The sequence below is a fragment of the Providencia sp. PROV003 genome (assembly GCF_045040775.1).
GTDB classification, from domain to species: domain Bacteria; phylum Pseudomonadota; class Gammaproteobacteria; order Enterobacterales; family Enterobacteriaceae; genus Providencia; species Providencia huashanensis.
Window position 1 is genome coordinate 4,294,865 of the sequence record NZ_CP096369.1, and the last position, 23,974, is coordinate 4,318,838.

The 23,974-nt window shown below is 41.3% G+C and carries 12 protein-coding genes; 5 read left to right on the plus strand and 7 right to left on the minus strand.

What is annotated here, in order from left to right; translation table 11 throughout:
• Positions 1 to 5 precede the first annotated feature (5 nt).
• The 5 genes from M1F14_RS19750 to M1F14_RS19770 form a co-directional block, all read right to left on the minus strand.
• The gene (locus tag M1F14_RS19750; RefSeq protein WP_181469108.1) at positions 6 to 11,777 is read right to left on the minus strand and encodes a hemagglutinin repeat-containing protein; all 11,772 of its coding nucleotides are present in this window, start codon (positions 11,775 to 11,777) and stop codon (positions 6 to 8) included.
• Between the two features lie 11 nt (positions 11,778 to 11,788).
• Positions 11,789 to 13,498, minus strand: a complete 1,710-nt coding sequence (locus M1F14_RS19755; RefSeq protein WP_042846835.1) for a ShlB/FhaC/HecB family hemolysin secretion/activation protein — start codon at positions 13,496 to 13,498, stop codon at positions 11,789 to 11,791.
• Between the two features lie 453 nt (positions 13,499 to 13,951).
• Positions 13,952 to 14,617: a heme exporter protein CcmB gene (ccmB, locus tag M1F14_RS19760; RefSeq protein WP_042846836.1), complete on the minus strand. Its 666-nt coding sequence runs from the start codon at positions 14,615 to 14,617 to the stop codon at positions 13,952 to 13,954.
• Complete coding sequence (gene ccmA / locus M1F14_RS19765) at positions 14,602 to 15,234, minus strand: cytochrome c biogenesis heme-transporting ATPase CcmA (protein WP_042846837.1); 633 nt, start codon at positions 15,232 to 15,234, stop codon at positions 14,602 to 14,604. Before ccmA ends, ccmB begins: the two co-directional genes overlap by 16 nt.
• Positions 15,235 to 15,263: 29 nt before the next feature.
• A complete protein-coding gene (locus tag M1F14_RS19770) occupies positions 15,264 to 16,442 on the minus strand; it encodes an ion channel (protein ID WP_042846838.1) in 1,179 nt (392 codons plus the stop codon).
• Positions 16,443 to 16,771: 329 nt separating this feature from the next.
• Here M1F14_RS19770 and cptA point away from each other — a divergent pair, with 329 nt between their 5' ends.
• Positions 16,772 to 18,481, plus strand: coding sequence for a phosphoethanolamine transferase CptA (gene cptA, locus M1F14_RS19775; protein ID WP_042846839.1), 1,710 nt, complete (start codon positions 16,772 to 16,774; stop codon positions 18,479 to 18,481).
• Positions 18,482 to 18,525: 44 nt separating this feature from the next.
• Here cptA and M1F14_RS19780 read toward each other — a convergent pair whose 3' ends face one another.
• Positions 18,526 to 19,212, minus strand: a complete 687-nt coding sequence (locus tag M1F14_RS19780; RefSeq protein WP_042846840.1) for a DUF421 domain-containing protein — start codon at positions 19,210 to 19,212, stop codon at positions 18,526 to 18,528.
• Positions 19,213 to 19,520: 308 nt separating this feature from the next.
• Between M1F14_RS19780 and M1F14_RS19785 the strand changes: the two genes are divergently transcribed.
• From M1F14_RS19785 to M1F14_RS19800, 4 genes are all read left to right on the plus strand, one after another.
• The gene (locus tag M1F14_RS19785; protein WP_042846841.1) at positions 19,521 to 19,844 is read left to right on the plus strand and encodes a hypothetical protein; all 324 of its coding nucleotides are present in this window, start codon (positions 19,521 to 19,523) and stop codon (positions 19,842 to 19,844) included.
• Between the two features lie 216 nt (positions 19,845 to 20,060).
• Entirely contained in the window at positions 20,061 to 20,504 is a 444-nt protein-coding gene (locus tag M1F14_RS19790; protein ID WP_071547730.1) for a GNAT family N-acetyltransferase, read from the plus strand.
• A 71-nt stretch (positions 20,505 to 20,575) separates the two neighbouring features.
• Positions 20,576 to 20,842 (plus strand): DksA/TraR family C4-type zinc finger protein, encoded by a 267-nt coding sequence (locus M1F14_RS19795; RefSeq protein WP_042846843.1) that lies wholly within the window; start codon positions 20,576 to 20,578, stop codon positions 20,840 to 20,842.
• A 420-nt stretch (positions 20,843 to 21,262) separates the two neighbouring features.
• Positions 21,263 to 23,269, plus strand: a complete 2,007-nt coding sequence (locus tag M1F14_RS19800; RefSeq protein ID WP_042846844.1) for a choline BCCT transporter BetT — start codon at positions 21,263 to 21,265, stop codon at positions 23,267 to 23,269.
• A gap of 98 nt (positions 23,270 to 23,367) precedes the next feature.
• Here M1F14_RS19800 and M1F14_RS19805 read toward each other — a convergent pair whose 3' ends face one another.
• A complete protein-coding gene (locus M1F14_RS19805; RefSeq protein WP_042846845.1) occupies positions 23,368 to 23,970 on the minus strand; it encodes a hypothetical protein in 603 nt (200 codons plus the stop codon).
• Positions 23,971 to 23,974 lie beyond the last annotated feature (4 nt).

Consider the following 23,974-nt stretch of genomic DNA (forward strand, 5'->3'; position numbering starts at 1 on the left):
ATTTATCATTTAATCCTTATCGCATTACCTGATTTATCAACAACAATAACTTTATCTAGCCCTACTATTGGCCACTTAGTTAGCTGTTGCTGTATTGCTGGAACTGAGACAGTTGTATCCGACATATTTATGACAACATTAGTTGTTTGCCCACTAGTAACTTTACGTTTTACTTCACTATGTATATTTCGAACGCTTCCTGATTTAGGTGCATAGTTATCAAAGATTTCGCCATTGATCCTGTAATCAGGGTCTTTTTTACCGGCAACAATAGGGTTTTGTTCTACATGGAAGCCTGACTTCGATAATATCTGTGCACTTTCATTTTCTCGATTGAGTGAGCGGATATTTTCTTTTGTCATTTGAGGCGTTGTTTTAGTGACATGCCCAGTTAATGAACCTTCTGATTTCGGGATGGAGTTTCCTATCGTCCCTGTTTGCCAAACATTTGTTTCTGGAGAAACTATCCCACCTGTCGGTTTTTCAACCACTTTATTGCCTGCAATACCACCAAATACAGCTAAAGAGCCAAGGCCAATATTAATTCCACCTTCTGTATAATTACCCTCAATAACTTGACCTATCCCTGTTCCTGTTTGGTAAGAGCCTCCCGCAATGAGTGTACCCCGAATAATTGAGCCATGCACACCAGGTAATGCAACCAACGCATCAGCACCAACCGCAGCTTGTCCCGATTGAACGCCATACATTTTTAAGTAACTAAGCGCCTCGTTATACGCTTTCGCATCTGCATAAGCGGCAACAAATGCACCACCATTAACAAGATTCTGAATAGCTGCCTTTGCCTCTGTTTCACTAAATCCATACACCGTTTGCAGCTCATAGCCGTACTGATTGAGTTGATTTGCTAAGTCTTGTTGTTGGCTTTCATTTAATTGGCCATTGCGATATTGCTCAAGTAACACATTGCTCGCTTTATCTTCATTGGTGAGATAGACAATGTTTTGGGAGGCTTGTAATAGGTTTTTACCTTCCTTTTGATCATCAAGAGCTTTTATCAGCTTTTCATTTTTTGTGGCCGATAAAAAATTATTCTCAACCGTGGTCTTCCCTGCCTCGGCGGCATTGCCTGCGCTCGATGTATCGCCACCCACTAATCCGCCGGCTATTCCCGCTGCCAAACTCGCAAAGGCGCTCACTGTCGCTTTTTCGTCTTCCGTCAGCTCACCGACCGTTTTACCGTACAGTTCTACCGACAGCATCCCCATCGCTTCACCCGTCATGGCTCCCAGCGATTGTGCCCCTGCATTTTCACCTTTTGCCAGCGCTAATGCAACATTCGCAATACCATGGGCCGCTAAACGCCCTGCTTTATTTTCCTCTCCAATATTCTTGGCTATCTGATTGGCAATATACGGTGCACTCGCATTCGCCACCGCTTTATTCACATCACCGCTCACCAAGCCTTGGATTAACGCCGTCCCTGACTCCACGATACGGCGATTATCACCACCAACGCCCCATTCTGACCCTTGAACCGCTTTCTCTATACGGTCATTTAATACCGCGTTCCGAATGGCCGTTTCATCCCCTTTTAAGTTCGGATCTTTGATAGAAGCAATGGCTTTCTTACGCTCATCGTCTGTCATTGGCGTTTTATCAAAGTTTTTCCTTTCGTTCTTAGTGGCTTCTATCCTTTCATTCGTCACCGCTATATCAGTAATCTGCTTACCTAACTCGCCCACTAACTGCGTTTTCTCTATCCGCTTTTGCTCTTTCTCTTTATCAAAAATCGTATTGAGTTTTTCATGAGCATTGTCTGTATCTCGGCTTAATTCGCTGACATCTTGTTTCTGATTGTCTTTATCGCGAATAACAATGTTACCCTCCGATACCGCAGCATGCGTGGTATTGCTGTCTTTCCCTTTGTTATTCACATTGGTCAGCAGTGAACCCGCTGCATTCCCCATTAACTGGTCTTCAAATGGTGTGCCTCCTGTACTGAAACCACCACTTTGGCTATCCACCTTGTACTCCGCTTTGTTTTTAATATCACCAAAGCCCAGAGTACCTGTATCCAATGTGTTTTTATCCGCCTCTGCCGTACTGCTTATGACCGCACCATCAAGTTGTGTATGCTCACCCACCGTAATATCAAAACCGCCTTTGCCTGCATTGATACCCGTTTGCTTATCTACCGATTGATAATCGCTGTGCATTTCGGTTTTATTGGCATTCACGGAAGCTGTGGTATTCAACCTTGACCCAATACTGCCAGATACACTGCCACTTTGTTGCTTCGAGTCATATTTGTCCGTCGCTTGTTGGCTAGATAGGGTCAAATCCCCACCCACATTGGCTTTAACGCTTTCACCGCTCACTTGCGCACCGGTTAGCGTGGTGTCTTTGCCACTGTTCAGCGTCAGTTGTTTACCCGCATTAACCTCTGTATCGGTATAGAACTGGCTATTGCCTTTCTCAAAACCATTGCCTTTATTCACGCTCGCATTAACATTCCAACCGCCCGTACTAATACCTGCACCGATTGAACTGCCTTTACTTTCGTTCTTACCATTCACGGTTTGAGTGTTGGTGGCACTGGTCAGGTTAATATCATTTTTCGCAGTTAAGGTTATGTTTTTACCTGCATCCACTTGGCTGCCTTGTACCGTCAGGTTGCCTTGGCTACCCTCTTTTTTACCTGTGGCTGTAAGGTTGACATTGTCCCCAGCACTTAAGCTGCTACCTGATGCGGTATTTTGCTGTGTTTTCGTGGTGGTTTTTGAAGAACTACTGCCATAAGACACATTGACGCCAAAGGCATCTGCCACACTACCACCTTCTTTCAGTCCAGCCAACTCACCGGCTTGCTGAGCTTGTACACCCTGTAAGCCCGCTTTCATTCCTTTAAGTGCAGCTAACTGACCATCATCTTCTTGTTTCGCTGATTTTGCAGTCTGCGCCATACCATCTAACAGGCTACCCGTTGTACCGCCTAACGATACCGTCAACCCACTGGATTTACTTTCCACCGTGGTGATATCCGTACGGCTATTTTCAGCCGCGGTGATACTCACATCACTGCCCGTTACATTGATATCTTTCGCCGCAATCACATCACTGCCGTGAATATTTGCACTGCCACCAGCGGTTAAGTTTACATCTCCCGCCGTACTGCCAATCACACTGCCTTTTTTCTGGTTGCTATCGGTTTCGGTAGTCACTTTTTGTGAAGTTGAACCAACCGTGAAACCTAAACCGCCACTGCTCATTAACCCTGATTTTTTGGTTTTCGACACATGAGTTTCATGCAGTGCTTCGTCAGAAGTGGTTACATTCAATTGATTGCCAGCATTGACGGTAACATCGTTAGTTCCGAGTATATTACTCCCCTCGATATTCACGTCATTCCCTGCCGTCATTTTCACACTATCGCCACTGAATGTACTACTGATGGCTGTGCGCTCATTCACCTCATCATGGGTTTCTTTGGTGGTACTTGATAAGAAGCCTTTATCCTTGTGTTTGGTGTGTTTCGCATAATCACTTGTTTCAATACCGGAAGTAATATTTATGTCACGCCCAATATTGATCGCTAACTCCCCACCGCTACTCACGTTTGCTGCACGGGCAGACAGGTCTTGCCCCGCAGATAAGGTTAAATCCCCTTGAGTTTGGATTTGTGTGCCAACCTCTGTGCTGTTAGCGCCACGATAGTAATTGCTTGAATTATGGGTGTAATCAAATGCCGAGCTAACATCGCGAGTTTCTAAACTAATATCACGCCCTGCAATTATCGATGTTTTGCCATCAACCCCTAAGTTGCCGATATCTGTCGCGATTAGGTTTATATCTTGCACCGCTTTTAAGGTAAGCTGACCATTATCACCCGTGACATAGATACTGGCAGGACGATCGAGCCATTGTGATTTGCCATCCCCACGCTGCGCCGTTTCACTGAGAATATCGCGCCCCGCTGATAACGAAACATTGTCTAAACCACGGATTTCCCCACCAACATTTTTAATATCTTTTAGGGCATCAAGCTGTATGTCTTTGCCTTGGATGCGGCCGCTATTTTCGATATTTTCAGCACGTAAGTCCGTCAATTCACGGCTACTAATTTCGCCGCTATTAAGGATATTGCCAGTCATATTCGCAGAAACATTGCGCCCCGCCAGTAATGCTCCATTGCCGTTTAGATCCCCTTGGCGAGCACGAACGTACACCTGCGGGACACTCACTAGTTCAACACGTCCATCCGGCAACGTGACTTCCTTATTCACCATCCACACAATATCTGTGGTTAAATTCGCCATCTGTTCTGGCGTTAAGGCGATACCCGGTGTCAGGTTAAATTGGTTACCGAATGCCACACCATTGGTTAACAGTGCACGATACTGTTCCTCGTCACTACTGTAGTTACCCAGTAAACGCTGCCCAGTAGTTTCAATCAGTTGGTCACGCACTAAACGCTGCTCATAGTAACCATCACCTAACCGCTTATGCAGTTGTTCATTCGTGACAATATCAATACTCGACAACCATTTTTTATAGTTAGTGAAGCGTGGGTCTGTTTCAATCAGGAATTGGCTATCACTGTTAGGTGTTAGATTAAATAGACTGTTGTCGGGTAATTGGGTATTTGGTCCAACGGTTCTGATCACTGTATCGAGGTTATCTTTACCTTGAGAGCCAGTCTCTGCTGTGATGTTCTCCCCTTTACCAGCGTCATTTTGCCCTTGAATGTCAGTGCCGTTACCCACATTGGCATTTTCGACTTGCAATGATGAGTCAACTGATTTGTCATCTTTGACATCCACTTCGGCTGAAATCGACGGTAATTGCGTCACTTCCATTTGTTGACCTGGTAACAAGTCTAATGGCGTATTTTTACCCTCTTTTAGCGTTTGTTCAGTGATAGCTGAACCTTGGTTATCTTGTAGGCTTGCAGCAGAAACCCCCTCCGCTTGCCCGTCAAGTTTATTCACTTTCACTGAATCGAGCTGAGTTTTATTGATACCACCCGCATTTTCGGTGACTTCTAATAAATGTAATGCTAAATCTTCTTCGCTATTAACCCCTTGGTATTTTGACGTGCTAGTACGCGTTTTCCATTTTTTACCGCCTTTATAGCGATAAATCGTGTTTCCATCCTCAAAAATACGACGAACACCTTGCGCTTCTTCGTTGTTTAGTTCATAGCCTGTTAAGATCAGGTTTTGCCCTGCCACAACACGTGAATTTTCATTGTTCAGTTGCTGCCCATCAATCGTCAAATGCTTACCACTGGTGATCAGTGCTGCATCGCGTTTGATAACTTGTGTTTCATAAATAATACGGTCGTAATCATATTCATAAAAATATTTTGTCCAGTTTCCGTATTCAAACATCCGCCAGCGATTGGATTTTTCATAATGAATACCCACTTCTTTATTGAGCGTGCCATCTTCATTAATCGCATAACGAGTTTGATTACCATTTCTTGGTTGCAACTTATAACGGTTACCATTACCCGCATCATACCAATCAAAGTGCTCACGACTGACCTCCACTGCATCGTCAGTCAGTTGCAAATGGATATCTTTGTTTTCAAGTAAATCAGTTTTCAGTGTGAGGTTGCCTGACGCTTCAATATTTGCACTGTGGTTTTTCACACTTTTGGCATGACCAGTGGCTTGTAGTTGGTCATTTAATTGCTTACCGATAACTAAATCACCGTCACTGTAAATCAAACCATGGTCACGGTTTAATAGCTCAGAAACCGCAAGGTTAACCTCTTTACGCCCTGCAATAACGGCCGCTTTATCCCCTTGCTTATCATTCAAGAGGGAATTGACCGCTATTGCTAGGAAATCTCCGTAAATACGCCCTGTGCCTAGATTATCTAAAGAATTCGCAACAATGTGAGTTAATACACCGTCTATAAGCCCAGTATTAAGCACCTGACCGCTGGCTTTAATTCGGGTATTTTGCCCACTGATCTCGCCGGAAAGTTGGTTGATAACGGCCGTAGTGGTTAACGCCAGTTCGCCAAGGCTAGAAAATAACCCTTTATTGGTAAAGCCTTGTGCAAAATTCGCGGTTAAGTTCTCGCCAGCTTGAATGCGCCCTGTATTTTCAAATAACTGGTTAAGTGTCAGTGATAATGCTTTTTGTGCAATCACCTTGCCTTCGCCCGTTAATTGGTCCGCAGAAATAGCGGCTGAGCCATTACTAACCATCACCCCTTGTTGGTTCGATAATACTAAGGCTTTACCTTGGGCATTATCAGTTACATTCAACTGAGTTCCCGCTGAGAGCATCCCTTGAATATTATTCAAGCTTTGTGCCACATTCGCTTCAATGGCTTGCCCTGCACGGAGTGCACCGCTTTGGTTATCTAATGTCGTGGTTTTCAGGGTGATATTCTGCCCTTCCAAACCTTTACCTGTTTTAGCTGTATTTTTGTTATCAATAGATTGAGCTGAAATATCGAGGTTTTCATTAGCCTTGATCCAGCCTTGTTGGTTTTCAATTTGCTGTTTTACTGCCAATTCAACATTATTGAGGCCTTGAATAACACCACTCGCATTATTGAGCTGTTGCGTATTCACGTTCAAGTTTTGACCAGACAAAAGCTGCCCTTGCTGGTTTTCAATCCGTTGATGAATATCCAGCGTTGCATTTCCCTGTGACTGAACAACCCCTTGAGTATTATCAAGGTTCTTTCCTGTCACGTTTAACGCCGATTGGCTCAGTAATAACCCTTTTTGATTATCAATCTGCTCAGCATTCACGGTAAGTCCAAGTTTTCCTTGAACAGTACCTTGGGTATTAGTTAAATCCCCTGTATTCAGTTCGAGCTTGCCATTACTCGCTAATGTGCCCTGTTGGTTTAATAGCACCTGTTGCTGGGTATTGATATCCATTGACTGACCCGCAAAAATTTGGCCATTCTGGTTTTCAATACCTGTGGTGGTGAGCGATGCCGCTTCCGAACTTTGAATTTGTCCTTGCTGGTTAAGGAGCTTGCCACTGTCAATGGATAAGCCTCCACCACTTAATATGCCACCATTTTTTTGCGTGTGGCTATTATTCACCACTTCACCATGGGAATTCAGAGTCAGCTGATGGCCTGCTTGCAGTCGGCCTTGTTGATTATCCAGCGCTCCCGTATTCGCCGTTAAATCATTGGCGGCAAGAATTTCACCTTCGCTATTATCAACACGCTTTTTCTGGCTATTGAGTGAAATTTGACTAGCTTGAATTTTCCCTTGGCGGTTAATTAACTCTCCAATGGTTAATGCTAAATTTTGGCTAGCAAAAATCCCCTGTTCATCTGTTTTAGCTAGGTTAGTTAAACGCTGTCCTTGGGTATCAATATTAATGGATTGCCCTTTGATCACCCCTTCGCTGTTATCCAATTGTTGGATATTCATTGTCAGCTCGGACTGACTTCCCACCAAACCTTGCTGGTTATTAACCCCTTGGCTGTTCAATGTCAGTGCATTTTTTGCCACAATACGGCCCTGCTCATTATTGAGCTTACCGGTAGTTAGGGTTAAACCCCCTTGCGCATAAATCCCTTTGTCATCACCGCTTTGGGTATTAATCAGTTGCTCACCATGGGTATCAATCAGCATCTCACTGCCTGATTGAATTGAGCCTTGCTGGTTGTCTAGTTGGCCGCTATTTAATACTAGTGTTTGCTGAGCTAACAGTGAGCCCTGTGTATTATCAAACCGCTGGTTATGGGTATTAATATTGATAGCATTGGCTTGTAAGTAGCCCAACTGGTTTTGCAGCGCCTGATTGCGCATCTGTAAAAGGCGTTCTGCGGCAATTAACCCAGCTTGGTTATTGATATTATTAGTAATGTTCAGTTTTGCATTACCATGACGAGCAACCAGTTTACCTTCTCGGTTATCAACGCTATCTGCGCTAATATTCAGGTTATTTTCACCAACAATAGCCCCATGTTGGTTCAATAACTCACTCAGCAAATTAATAGTGAGCTCACCGTTCTTCGCGGTAATAATTTGCCCATCGTTGTTATTCAAAGAATCAGCTTGTAGAGTAAAATTACCGTTACTCCCTATTTCACCCGCTTGATTGTTCAAATAACCTTGTAACGTAATTTCCCCTGCTGTATCGCCAGTTTGCAATAATTTCCCACCTTGGTGGTCAAGGGTATTTGCCGTTATTAAGATTTGTTCGGCCTGAGTGATAGCCTGATTCAGTGAAACAGCACCCGTTTGAATATTCAACGTATTTGCGGCCAGTATTTCGCCTTTATCGCCATCCAGTGACTGGCTGTTTAATGTCACATTCCCCATACTGGCGATCACTTTTCCCGTACGGTTGATCAACGATTGGGCTTCCATAAACACGCCTTGGCGGCCTGTTAGCGTTCCACCTGTGTTATCCAGAGCATGCTGAATTTGTAAGTCTAACTTACCCATTTTTGCGCTGAATATGTGACCTTGTTGATTATCAAGGGTATTGGCTTTGATCAGCCAAGAACCATTACCACTGATATCCCCTGTGTTATTATCAAGATGTTGGGATAGGTTAATAGTACCTTGCTGCTCACCCAGTTGGGTCATCGTCCCTTGTTGATGCGTTAAATTATTCGCTGTCAATTGGATGTGTTGTGCTTGCGTAGTCGCTGCACTTAGGTCAATGTCTTTACCATTAAGTGATAAGTCACCTTGTGCAACCATCTCCCCACGTTGGCCTTGCAGGTTTTCAGTCGAAACCGACATATTGCCTTGTTTACTAATCACTTTCCCATCGGTATTCGTGAACGAGAGCGTGTTGAGCATAAAATTTTGCTCGGCAAACAATGTCCCTTGGGTGTTATCTATGCCCTGCTTTGCATTTAAGATCAAAGCCCCTACTTTTGATGCCACTACCACACCTTGCTGGTTAGAAAGCTTAGCCACATCCAAGCTTAATGTGCCTTGGCTACTAATATTTCCTGATTGGTTATCAAGGTGTTGAGCTAGTTTAATTTCCCCTTTTTCACTACCTGTTTGTAGCATTTGGCCACGTTGATGGGAAAGGCTTTGCCCATCAATTTGGATATTATCGGCTTGTGTCACTGCATCATTGAGGTTCAGGTTATCCCCTGTTAAGGCGAGTTTACCTTTCGAAAGGATTTCCCCTTTCTCACCATCCAGTTGTTTTAACGCCAGATGATTATCACCAAAACTGGCAATAACTTTGCCCGATTGGTTAATTAAATGCTCTACTGCGAGCTGAACCCCCTGATTACCTAATAATATTCCTTGCGTATTATTCAGCGCCTGTTGAATACTCAGTGTCAATTGCCCCTGTTTGGCGGCAATGATTTTCCCCTCTTGGTTATTCAACTCGTTTGCCACAATATCAACTTGACCATTACTGGAGATTTCCCCTTTCTGGTTATCAAATTGATTTTGAATATGCAGCTTGGTTTTTCCTTCCCCTGTTTGCAATAAGGTTGCGCTCTGATGGATGAAGTTATTGGCTAAAATAGAAATTTGATCCGCTTGGGTTAAACCTTGGTTTAAGTTGATATCAGCGCTTTCGATGCCTAATGTGTTTTTCGCAAAAATAGTGCCTTGTGCACCGTCTAAACTATTTGCTGTCAATAAAGCTGCACCCGATAAACTGCTGATTTTACCTTGTTGGTTAATCAGTTTATCCGCTTTGATCATCAAATACTTATCGGTTTGGACAACACCACGGGTGTTATCAAACACCTTTGCAGACGTAACATCTAAGCGATGGTTCGCCCCCGTTAGTAATTTACCGTCTGTATTGTCGACTTTTTCTGCCTGTAAGCGTAAATCACCTTTGGATGTGATACTTCCTTGGTAATTATCAAGCTCATTAGTCACATTAAGCCCCATGGCTTTACTCCCCGTCTGCAACATATTGCCTTGACGGTGAGATAATGTATTCGCTTGTAACGTGATTTGCTCTGCTTGGGTGGTGGCGTTATTTAAATTCACTGATTGTGCGGTTAAATTCAATGCACCATTGGTGAGGATCTCCCCTTTTTGCCCATCTAGTGAATCCGCTTTGATAGTTAGCCCTTGCTTACCAGAGGCTAACAACGTGCCTTGCTGGTTGTTCAGGCTTTGGCTTTGAATATCCATTTTGCCATCACGGCTTAATAACTGACCCGATTGGTTATTCAGCTGTTGCGTGATAACGGAAGTCTCTCCCGCTAGATTGACCTCACCTTGTTGATTACCTAATACCTTAGTGTGTAAGGTATTTTTTGAATTTCCTTTTTGAACGAGCTTACCCTGTTGGTTGTCGATAAACTCGGGAGCAGATAAGGTGAGTTGATGAGCAACAATCTCCCCTTTTTGGTTATCAATGCCGCGTTTAGCAGTCAATGTCGCGTTGTTCGTTGCCAGTAAATGCGCTTCTTGGGTGCGAATATCCGTTGCGGTAGACGTCAGCGCGATATTTTTGGCTTGGGTATTGGAATGGGATAGATCTACCCCGCTGCCTGTTACTGTTAATGAGTCTTTAGCAACAATATCCCCTTGTAATGCTATTTCTTTCTCGCCTTTAACCGTTAATGAACCCGCTGATGTAAGCTTACCTTTACTATCGACCCCCGCGGCTAATAATGCGGTACGGTCACTATTGATTTGCTCAGCACTTAGCGTTGCATCGCGCCCTGCGACGATTTGGCCTTTATCGGTGTTGGTTATTACCTGTTTCGCCTTAAGTTGGATATCATTTTGCGCCAGTACGGTGCCTGTGTTATTGATAGCTTTCTGGCTATTTATTGCAATATTGTGACTGGCGGTGATCACCCCAGAGTTACCCACTTTACCATCAGCAGAAAGTGTAATATCCCCGGCTTCTGCACCAATATGCCCTGCATTTCGTACCCCAACACCATGTTCTGTACCACGCATTTTGATGGTATTGGCATACATCCCCCCTAATGCAGCCACATCTAGAGCAAATTCAGGCTTATCATCAGTAGAGGAGTTATCCGTTTTAAGAATGGTTTTCCCATCCGCCGCAACAGTATTTTTTCCTGTCGTAATCGCTAAATCTTTCGCATGTAATTTGGCATTAATATTCACTGAGCGAGCGATCAACGCTGTGTAGTTAGTCCCATTGCCGTTATAGCCTTTACCGACAATATTGATACTGCCTTTATCAACGTCAAAGCCCTTAATTTTGCCATTTTCAATCAATGTTTTACCGGCAGAAAGTAACGCCTTGTCCGCATTAATAAAACCACAACCATTACAGGTGATCCCTGCTGGGTTGGCGATGATCACATCGGCTTTTTTCCCTGCAACTTCAATAAAGCCATTGAGCTGGCTAGGGTCGCGGCTATTCACCTCATTAAGGATGATCTTAGCTTCCCCTTTGGCGAGCCAATCATTGCCTTGGATCATGCCACCGAGTTGCGTATTGACGTTGGTACTACTGTTGTTGAGGATCGCCCCTTTATGATCAACATCGAATTGGCTGTATTGGTTACGAGATACACCATCGCGATTTGGCGCTTGAATGTTAACTTGTGGCAAACCATTTTGTGTATTCACGACAGTCGGTTGCTGGTTACCCGGCGCTTTACCATCCGCAACAATCGTTGACGAAGAAGCGCTAAAGCTCACCATTCCCAATGTTAGCCATAGGGAAGTGACAATCGGCTTGATTGACCAACGTACGCGGTTATTTGCGGTTTTCTCAACACGGTTTTCACTTGAACAGGCAGGGCCCGCACGATGACTGCGCGTAATATCCGCCACCACCATCACCATTTGGCGGGCAGTATTAAAAATTAAGCGATAAAATAACTTGTTCATCCTGAGAGTCCTTAATAATTCCAGTTAACCGAAAACGCAAATGTAGCAGGGTCTGTTTTAAAACCATCGGGTTTAGAGAATGGGGTGCCAATTGAAAGGTCATAGCTTAAGTTGGCAGGGTTGATTGCACCACGTAGGCCAATCGCGCCGCCTGCAAGGTGTGTACCTAAATTAATGTCAGTTCCACGCCCGCTAATTTTTCCATAATCGACGCCCACATATAGCTCTTGAGCGGGGACAGGTAATGCCCATGATAAGGTGTTACGTAGCGTCCAGCCTTCATCCGCACTGAGAGTACGTTCGCCATCAAACCCACGGACTGTCCAACGGTTACCAATACTGAACTGGTCTTGGGGGGTCAGCGGCCGGTCACTCCGTTGGCGTAAATATTGCGTATCAAAACGCAAGGTTTGGTCAGCTACGCTGAAAGGCACGCTCGCTGAGGCTGAAAACTGCATAATAATGGCCAGTGCCGTCGCATAATCTTGGGAGTCTTTACTGCGAAACTCTTCAAAAGCAGGCATCGCACCAAACCAACGCGTACCGTGTTGATAACTCGCCCCTAAATTAATAGTTGATTGCCCCACATATTGGCGGTGATTTAAGCCCAATTTCCATGCGGTAGTGCGGCGCTTTTGGTTTTCAATTTCGGTGTTTTGTACAAAGTTACGGGTTTCACGCAAATTCACATCATAGGTGGCGGTCGTTTTAGCCGTCGCATCACGGTACAGCACATTACTCAGTTGCAGGTTCAGGCTTTTGCTTTTACCGCGATATTCAATATCACTGTTTGCACCAGCGATGGTTTGGGTGTATTCATAATCACTTGCGGTAGTGGCAAATTGCCAATACCCAAAGGGTACCGAATAATGAGCGCTGTAGTTGGCAGTATCTTTATCGCTGGAAAAACTTAAATCCCGCGTTGCCGTAATGTAGAAAAGGTCACTAAGCGAAGTCGGGTTATCCAGTGCCAACATCACCCCTGCTTGGTTTTTACCGGTACTTTTTGAGCCGGTATTGTCCACCCACGCACCTGCATGCCAATAGCGTGACTGCTGCCGATTAATTACGATTTGGGTTTCCCCTGGGCCATCCCCCGGCACCATTTCCATTGAGGCTTGCACAGTAGGTAAACGTTGTAGATTTTCTAAACCTTGCTCGATATCACGCAAATCTAATAAATTACCTGAATGTGCTGGCATCGCGGTATACAGCGTACTGTATTGTGATGAGTCATCCGTAAATATGACTTTTTGCACTTTTCCGGGCATCACAACCAACTGGAGAACGCCAGTCGATAAATCTTGTTCGGGAACCAATACGCGACTGGTGATCCAGCCATGGCTAATTAATCTATTTTGGACATCTGTCACTAATAAATTAATGCCATCAATACCAATACAGTGACCCACTGCCTGATTCGCTAGCCTTTCAATAGGCACCCAATGGGGAAACGCCTCTTGCCCACTGACAGCAACTCGTTCAATTAAGAAACAGGGATTCTCTTGCGGAAATTTTAACCGTGTTTTTGCTATAGCCGCGGATAAATTTACATCAGGGGATTTCGCATCAAACTGTTGTTGTAAAGTTTGTTGTTGATGCGTTTGGCGATTGAATAAGTTATCGGTGTTATCCGGCTTCAATAACTGTTCTTTTGCTAAAACAGGAAAACAAAAGGTAGAAAAAAGAGTTCCGAGTAGTAAGGTACGTACATTAATCATTAGCTTTTTTTAATTATTTACATTTAAGTTAAGTCAATATACGTAACTTTACATTTTTTTGTTTAAATGACAATCCTAATGTTTATTATTTAATGTTAATTATTTAATTAAAATGTAAATACAGAATTTTCTTACAAAGATAAATTTATCAAATGGATAGCAAATACAATATCCATGATAGTTGTATTCAATATAAATTTTCGGCTTAGTTAACCCCAAGTAAATGCACTTAGAATGAAAATTTAAGTAAATTAGAATCAAATAGTTGCAAGGTACACTCAATTAGAGGGTAAAGAGAATCTAATTAATTACATTTAAAATAGTTTGTTACACTTTTTTATCAGGAAGGAGGAAAAAACTTATTCGAGTTTTTAAAACCCTCTTTTCTCCCCTCGAACTAAAAAGACGAAGGTTTCAGAGGGCTTTTTGATGAATATAGATGAGATAAACCAGTTAGCTATTACTGATATTGATTTTTAATGCCGCAGCAATCGCTAAAGGGGAAAAAGTGATACTCGCAGCGAATAAAGCCGCTAAAATAGCAAAATAGCCATCTAATGGCATTTTAAAACTATGGGCTTCCATCGTCCCTGTCGCATAAATAAGTACTGGGATATATAAAGGAAGAACTAGCAGGCTCACTAAAACACCGCCCTTCTTCAATGAAACCGTTAATGCGGCCCCAATCGCCCCAATAAAACTCAGCACTGGTGTCCCTAATAGTAACGTCCCCACAAGCACTAAAAGTGTATCAGCACTGAAAGACAGCATTAATGCGGCAATGGGAGATAACAGGATCAACGGCAGACCAGTCACTAACCAATGGGCGATAACTTTAGCGAATACGCTAATAAATAAGGGGTGTGGTGCGAGTAACAACTGTTCAAGGGAACCATCAAGATAGTCGTCTTTGAATAAGCGTTCTAATGATAAGAGTGACGATAAAATTGCAGCCACCCAAAACACCCCTACGGAGATACGCGCTAATAACTGGGGCTCAGGCCCGATACTTAGCGGAAATAATGTGATAACAATTAAGAAAAACCACAACGGGTTCATCAGTTCAGAAAAACCACGAAATGCAATTTTGAGTTCTCTATTAATTAATAACCAAAACATGATTCAACCCCACCAGTCAGTTTTAGTGACCCAAATTGCCCCGACATGGCTTGATGAGAGGTAAATAAAATGATGCCCCCCTGTTTTGCATGTTGATGAAAACGCTCTGTTAAGCGTTCCACACCAGCTACATCAATCGCAGTAAACGGCTCATCTAATACCCATAATGGTGCATCACTTAGCCATAACCTAGCTAAGTTCACTCGGCGCTGTTGCCCTGCTGACAGTTGGCTAACAGGGATATCTTCATAACCAATTAAAGAAACTTCCTCTAAAGCAGACCAAATCTGCTCTCCAGCATCCCCTTTATGATGCATTTGATGATAAAACTTTAGGTTTTCGTAAGGGGTCAATAAGGATTTAACTGCCGGTTTATGCCCTAAATAAAGTAGGTGACGGGTAAACTCCTCTTTAAGTTTATCAATCGGCTGATTATTCCAACAAATAGCCCCCTCATCAGGTTTTAATAGCCCAGCCACCATGCGTAAAAGGGTGGTTTTCCCCGCCCCATTTGGCCCTTCGACCTGTAAAATTTCACTGGGCTGCACCGTAAAATCTAGCTGGTGAAATAACACTCTATTTTGCCGATGGCAACTCACCTGTTGAGCACTTAGCATGAAGCAGAATTCCTGTTTTGATTTAGAGGTTAGCTTTTTGCAACTTTATTCAACAGCATATCACTAATCGAGTCATTGGATATTGCGTCACCGCAAAGCACTTGCATCAAAACTTCAGAGCCTAGAGTCGATAATGAAAACAGCATATCCGGCTTCAATAAACGAACTTTATCCATATTGTTTTCTTGGTTGATCAAAACCACAGTTTTAACTGGGTTATCACTCCCTGCTAACTCTTTCACGCCCAATAAAGCAAATGTACTGAGTGAATCACTGTCTGTCATAATCAGCACACACTTAGCATGCTTTACATTGGCTGCAGCGAGTAATTCACTACTCGTTGGGTCCCCAGTTACAATGTTATCTTTTTCTGGATAGTGACTTCGATGGTTTTCTTGGCAAATAACTGCAACAGGTAATTCACGTTTTTTCAGGCTTTGGTAAACATTCACAGCCATTGGGGTACTGCCAATCACCACATAATGATTTTTCATATAAGAAAACCTCTTACGCACAATTTCTTTTGTGCCTTTCGCTAATACCCCAACGATATAAACCACTGAAGTGGTAAAAATCGTGATCCCTAAAAGAATGACTGTCACTGTAAATATCCGTGCATCCACGGTGACTGGGACAATGTCGCCGAAACCGACTGTTGTCATACAAACCAAAGCAAAATAAAAAGCGGTCGTGCCATCTTTAACGACAGGTAAAAATTCATCACCAATATACAAAGTACCAAAAATTGAATAGAGCAATAATGCAATGATACAGGTAATGGCCACGAACCCTGCACTGGTTAAGCTATGGTGATGATATAGCTTCCAAAATACGCAAAGTGCCACTAACAAAGCGAGGGAGAAATAGCCTTGGTGAATATTTTCTTGCACTAATTTTAGATCAACAAATGAAATGATCCCGAGTAAAAACAACGAAAACACCCAGGCGATCCGCGCACCATTGACCATAAATAACGAAAGGAAAATCAATGAAATCCCCAATAGGAAACGCGGGATATCCAGTAATTTCATAAAGCCTAATGATTTTAACCACTGTGTTAGCCCGGATTCACGCCAATCAATGTAGTCTGTATAAGCGCTTAAAACAGGTTTTAAAATCATTGCACCATCAATAATAATCAGTAAAGAAAGTAATACCCTGATTGATAAGGATGATTTCAGAAAAGCCACAAATGAGTTGTCTAACATGAGTTGCTCTCACCCTTTATTGATAAAATTTGCAAATTTTTGATATACCATAAATATATCAAAGGATAATATCAATTCGCTAAATGCGATAACACATAATTATCCGTCATCATAGTATTTCTATAATAACCTATAAAACATCGTCTATAATTGAATGTCACCTTATTTGGCTATTTGCTAACATGAAAAAAACAAAGAAAAATTAAGAAATCCTTATTGATAGATAACATATTTTTGAACTTAATTTACACCTTTTTATCTAAACACCGATTTCCCAATTATTTTTCAATGTGACTTAACGATAATAGAAAACAAGAGTTTACAAAACTATGGTTAACACTACACGCTCTGCAAGGTTTAGCTGGATCTCTTTGTTCTGGTTATTAATCTACTTTTGGTATTTTTCGTCATTATTACAGCTATATGTGCTTGTTACTGGGCAAAGCAACTCTATCGGCTTAAGGGACTCATTACTTTACAGCTCCCTTTGGCTAATCCCCGCCTTACTTTTTCCAAAAAAAATTAAGCTGGTTGCAGGGCTGATAGGTATCGTCCTGTGGCTATCTTCTGTGGTTGCTCTCGCCTATTTTGTTGTTTATGGGCACCAAATATCACAAAGTGTTATGTTTGTGATGTTTGAAACCAACACCAATGAAGCTGGGGAGTTTCTTAAACAATATTTTAGTTTCAAAGTGGTTGGTGTAATACTGGCTTATACTGTCGTTGCTATTTTTCTTTGGACACGCCTAAAACCAGTTACACTTCCAAAATCAGGGCGAATCGGTATCTCATTACTGATTTTAATTATTCTGTTTGGTATCCCTTATTATAATAAAGGAATTAAGCAAGACCGCCCAATAGCCAATGTCGCCTCTTATGTGAATAGTAAACTGGCATACGCAGCTCCATGGCAGTTTGTGAGTGGTTACTTATTATATAAGAACCAACTTGCGAATATGGAAGAGCTCATTCGCGATAATAGCAAGATCCCACCATTAGAAAACTTCGTCGATGCGAATGGTAACACTCCTCGGACATTTGTGTTGGTTATCGGTGAATCCACCAGCCGTGATAGAATGAGTTTATACGGCTACACACGCCCAACAACGCCTGAATTAGATGAGCTCGCTAGGGATTACCCAACAAATTTGTCAGTATTTAATGATGTCGTGACATCGCGTCCTTACACCATTGAAGCATTACAACAAATTCTCACCTTTGCAACTCAAACAGAACCGGAGCTATTTAATTCCCGCCCTTCCATCATGAACATGATGAAACAAGCAGGTTTTAAAACGTTCTGGATCACCAATCAGCAAACGATGACCGAGCGTAATACGTTACTTACAGCGTTCTCTCGCCAAACGGATAAACAGTATTACCTCAATAATGATATGGCACAAAGCTCGCGTATATACGATGACGTGGTCTTTGCTCCGTTTAAAGAAGCGCTCGCTGACCCTGCTGAGAAAAAATTCATTGTTGTACACCTATTAGGGACGCATATGCGCTATGAATTCCGCTATCCGGAAGAAAAAGCCATATTTAAAGGGAAAGACGATGTTGTCCCCAAAAACCTTAATGAAGATGAAGTAAACGATTATAACGCTTATGATAATGCACAACATTATAATGATTATGTTGTTTCAACATTAATTAAAGACTTTGATTCTTCAAAAGAAAATGGCTTTTTAGTCTTTTTCTCCGACCACGGTGAAGATGTCTACGATACACCGCCACACAAAATGCTAGGGCGTAGTGAAGGCAAACCAAGTAAAGTCATTTACAATGTTCCTTTCCTTGTTTGGCAGTCCCCTGAGTGGTTGAATACCCATCAATTTGATTTAAATGATAAAACAACTCGCCCATTTAGTACTATGGATTTTATCTATGCATGGTCTGACTTAGCTGGGTTAAATTATACTGGGTTTGAATCTCAAAAAAGCTTATTTAACAATGAGTTTAAACCGCAACCCCGTTATATAGGCGACCCTGAAAATAAATCATCACTGATGCTTTATGATGATTTGAAGAAATAATATGAGGGTAAGTAGATGAGGTTTGCTTCATCTACTTACTTGCTTTATGCAATAATTTTTAATTCATGGCTATTTTTACGGTTTATCTTACCATCTCGTAAAATAAAACTAACTTCTCCGCGCCAAAATTCAGCTAAGAAAATATCATCGACAGAAGCAATTCCTTGTAATTCAATTTGCTGCATTAGCCATTCTTCATCCCTTTCAATAGAATCTAACTCGCTATTTCTAACTATGCCATCTTTCATCAAGATCACCGAAGGCATATTTTTTTCATCACAAATAACCGTTAGCTGCCCATCAGGCTCTATTTGTGCATAATAAATTTCTTGAAATGAGTGAATACCTTGGGCGTGTATCCGTGAAGAAATATTAATAATGTCGATTTTATTTCCTTTTTTTAAGATATTTTCCATAATGAACTGCCCTTTTTTGATGATTGGTATGGGATTACCAATTGCAACATTACGAAAAAAATTAAACTTTTTTGTTAGAAAATTCAAAGAGCTAATAAATAAAACACCAATTATTAAAATAGTAATATACTGATAAAGAGGGATAGTATCACTGTAAATGACCCCACCAATTATTCCCCCAAGCACAAAATTGCCAATAAAATCAATTGGTGTCATCTGGGAAAGCTGAGTCTTTCCTGATAAATTCATATGTGTGATAACAATAGCGAAACCAATAATAAACTTCAAAATGATAAACGAATAATAGTACGTCATATTGCTATCCCTCTATTATCTCAATTAAAAATATATTTTTATCGTTTGTAAACCGACAGCTATTCATCATTTTAGCTGGTTTGCTTACTTATATGTCTACATGACCGACTTAACCATTAAAATATTTTATTTGCCTTTCAACCAAGTCGGCCATCAAGTCTCTTTATCTACCCTAATTTATATTAACCTTTCAAAAAATCATTAATTTTTTTTATAACAATTTTACTTTCAACTATATTTAAATATGAGCATTATGATTAATGCATTTGCATGATTTCAATCACCCCTTTAATACTAAGGATATGTTTATGAATACGAAAGTTATCGCCTCACTATTTTTTGCTGGCATTATGACGGCCATAGCAGGCTGTGATGACGCATCCAAAGGGAATGATACGGTTAAGCAAGCTGAAGAAAAAGCACAACAGCTAAAAGAAGATGGTCAGCAAAAAGCAAATGAACTCTCTGAAGATGTAAAAAATAAGACCGAGGAATTAAAGCAAAACACGGCTGAGTTTGGCCAAGAAGTCAAAACAGATGCTATCAATAAAGCGGATGAAATGGCCACCGATGTGAAAGAGAAAACGGAGTCACTCAAAGCCGAAAACGATGCTAAAACAGATGAGAAATAAGTTTTAGTAACGCTAAAAATAGGAATAAGCTTTGATTAATCAATAAGTCAAACGCCTATACTCTCACCTTATCTGCAACCTTAAATGCAGGCTTAAATGCCTGCATTTCCCATTTTTTATTTTTCGTAACAATAAAAGTACTAAAACCTTCCTTACTTAATGGTTATCTCGTTATATAGTGGGGTTTCTTTTATAACGTCGATATCAGGATTTTTCATGCAAATTAAATATAGCCTTGGACATGCAAGCCCCAAACTCGTGGAAGATGCATTTGACCTACGCCAACAAGTCTTTACCCACGAACAAGGCTTCCCTGCTGACATCGATGTTGATGAATATGATGATACTGCCTTGCATGTCGTTTTGTACCTTAATCAACACCCAGCAGCAGTGTTACGTTGCATTCTGTTTGAAGAGACCGGGTTAGTCAAAGTGGGCCGTGTTGCGGTACAAAAACAGCATAGAGGAAAAGGGCTAGGCCGCGAACTCATGAAATTTGTTGAGCATTACGCACAACAACATCATTTCAAAAAAATAGGCCTTTCTGCACAACATACTGCCATCGAGTTTTATCACTCTTTAAAGTACCAAACAGAGGGGGAAATGTACGATGAAGACGGAGTGGACCACATCTATATGACTCGCTCTCTAGAACAATAATTGACCTTGAATTTAATTTTCTCGCCTCTATATTAATATTAGGTCAATAATTAAACAAACCGAGGTTTCTTATGGCGAATGGCTGGGCAAATGAAAATGCCGTTCAAGAACAAATTGATGCAACATTAGATGACGCAATCACCAAAGCTCGTAGCCAGTTACATTCAGGTGAAAGTGCTGAGATTTGTGAAGAGTGCGGCGAAACCATTCCTGAAGCCCGTCGTTTAGCCTTACCAGGGGTCAGGTTGTGTATCAGCTGCCAAAATGAATTGGATAAAAAAAACGCTGCGTATAGCGGCTATAACCGCCGTGGAAGTAAAGACAGCCAGCTACGATAATTCTGTTAATCTCACTGCTAACTTATCGTTTTTACGTAAAAAACCGCTTGTTTTATCTATTTCGATTAACTTCTCCATAAAGAATGTAAATATTACATTATAACTTATTAATAATATGATAATTAACATGATATTTTTATTACATCCTTATTTTATTTCCCGCTGTTGTTGATCATTTATCCATATCGTGGCAGTATGTCCGCCTGATTTTTTACACTAAAGAGGGTTCAAGGCTCAAAATTAATCACTACTTTTAGCCGTTTTTACTGCTATTAACACGATGTATTTATTGTTCTTTCTACTTTGTTTCCTTAGGAAACCTTTCACAATTATCCATTGTTTCATTAAGAAGGACAGCAGGTTGCATACTTTGTCTCTTATTGGTATGCCAAAAATAAAATAAAACAAAAGAAGGTTGTTATGAGTCAAATAAATGATGATTCTAAAAAAGTTCGCTCCAAAATTAGTCCCCCAGTATTTTATAGCTCCGCAATTGTTATTTTGGTCATTGTTGGCTTTGCTGCCTTAATGCCCCAAGTTGCAGAATCTCATCTAAGTCATCTTCAACAAAATTTATTTAATAACGCCAGCTGGTTCTATATCCTTGCTGTTGCGATTGTTCTATTGAGTGTGACTTATCTGGGACTCTCTCGTTATGGGCAAATAAAATTAGGACCGGATCACGCACAGCCAAATTTTAGCTATGTTTCATGGTTTGCCATGCTATTTTCCGCTGGTATGGGTATTGGTTTGATGTTCTTTGGTGTTGCTGAACCAGTAATGCATTATCTGAACCCACCTATTGGTGATCCCCAAACCGTTGAAGCCGCTAAAGATGCCATGCGATTAACCTTTTTCCATTGGGGGTTACACGCTTGGGCGATTTACGCCATAGTTGCATTAATTTTAGCCTTTTTTAGCTATCGCCATGGGCTTCCTCTTACTTTACGCTCCGCTCTTTATCCTATTATTGGCGAGCGTATTTATGGTCCAATTGGTCACGCTGTCGATGTTTTTGCGGTTGTCGGTACCGTATTTGGTGTCGCCACATCGCTCGGTTTTGGTGTTTTACAAGTCAATGCGGGGATGAACCACTTATTTGGTCTGCCCGTTAATGAAATGGTGCAAGTTGGGTTAATTATTGCTTTTACAGGCTTAGCGACTATCTCGGTGGTCTCAGGGTTAGATAAAGGTATCCGTATTTTATCTGAACTCAACCTTGGTTTAGCCTTCCTATTGTTGCTCCTTGTTCTTATTTTAGGGCCAACAGTATTACTGTTGAAATCGTTTGTTGAGAACACAGGTGGCTACCTATCAGAGATCGTCACTAAAACCTTTAATCTTTACGCTTATGAACCCAAATCAAGTAGTTGGTTAGGGGGATGGACTCTCTTGTATTGGGGTTGGTGGTTATCATGGTCTCCATTTGTAGGGATGTTTATCGCTCGTATTTCTCGTGGGCGTACTATCCGTGAGTTTGTTACTGGAGTACTGTTTGTTCCTGCCGGTTTCACTTTAATGTGGATGACGTTCTTTGGTAATACTGCGATTGATTTAATTAAAAATCAGGGAGCTACTAAGTTAGCGGAAACCGTACAATCTGATGTTTCTCTCGCCTTATTTGAATTTTTAACTTACTTTCCTTTTTCTACTGTATTGTCATTTTGCGCCATGCTGATGGTCATTGTGTTCTTTGTGACTTCGGCGGACTCAGGTGCAATGGTTGTTGATACCCTTGCCTCAGGTGGTGATTCAAATACCCCTATTTGGCAGCGTATCTTCTGGGCAGCCCTGATGGGTATTGTTGCTATCACTATGCTACTCGCTGGTGGTTTACAAGCCTTGCAAACGCTGACGATTGCGAGTGCATTACCATTTGCTATGGTCTTGTTAGTCTCTATTTATGGTTTGTTTAAAGCATTGCGTGTCGATGCCTACAAACGCGATAGCCAACAGCTCGCAACGATCGCTCCTACAGCAAGCCGTAATCCTATACCGTGGCAGCGTCGCTTACGTAATATCGTTTATTTCCCTAAGCGTTCACATGTTAAGCGTTTTATCGAGGAATCCGTGAAACCTTCAATGGAAATGGTATCAGAGGAACTCGAGAAGCAAGGGACGGTTTGCCATATCCACACCGACAGAGATGACCGGATCGGGTTTGAAGTGGATTTAGGTAATGATATGAACTTTTTATATGAAGTTCGCCTTCGTTACTATATTCAACCGTCTTTTGCCTTAGCAGGTATGGGGGATGAAATTGATGAAGAGAAAAATGAAGAACAACGTTACTACCGTGCTGAAATCCACCTAAAAGAAGGTGGGCAAGATTATGATGTGATGGGTTGGGCTAAAGAACAAATCATTCACGATATTCTTGACCAATATGAAAAACATATTCATTTCTTACACTTATTGGGTAAGTAGCATTAAAAAAGAACTTAGTCATTAGAGACTAAAGTTTATACCGCAGTAACCGCCATCTTTACGTAAAGATGGCGGTTATTTATAATACTTTCCTAACTTTAATCATGGTACATACGAGGAAAATATTCACTAATTTTGTCGTTATCGAATAACTGGTCTACAGTGAAATCAATGGTATCAGAGACAACGATATAGTTTCGAAGAGGGATTGGAATATCATCTATTGTTAAAAATACTGTCGGAACAATAAAACGATAATAATCCCCCATTTTTGTTTTTCCATCATATCCTATTGGGTAGTTATCACCTTCTGAAGGTAACTCTAAAGCTTCATAACAAAACATTCCCATTTTGGTAGCTAGTGAAGCAATACAATTTTTATTATTTTCAAGTCTAGAATTAAAACTTTTTATTAATTCATCCTTATCTCGGTATGATTCATAAGAGTAGCTTGAATATAAATCGATTGTATAACTACCTCTCAAATTTATTTCGTTAATATATTCTGTTGAGTCTCCATCTATATATTCACATAAAAGGTTAACATCATTTTTGCTAATAGATGAGTTAAGTAAAATTGTAGGTAGCCAACCATAACCATTACTTAACATCAAGGATAGCAATCCATTTTTATCTCCGGCGACCCAACTATAATTACAAGCAAAATCAGGTGACCAATTATTATCTAACTGTAATTCCATAGAT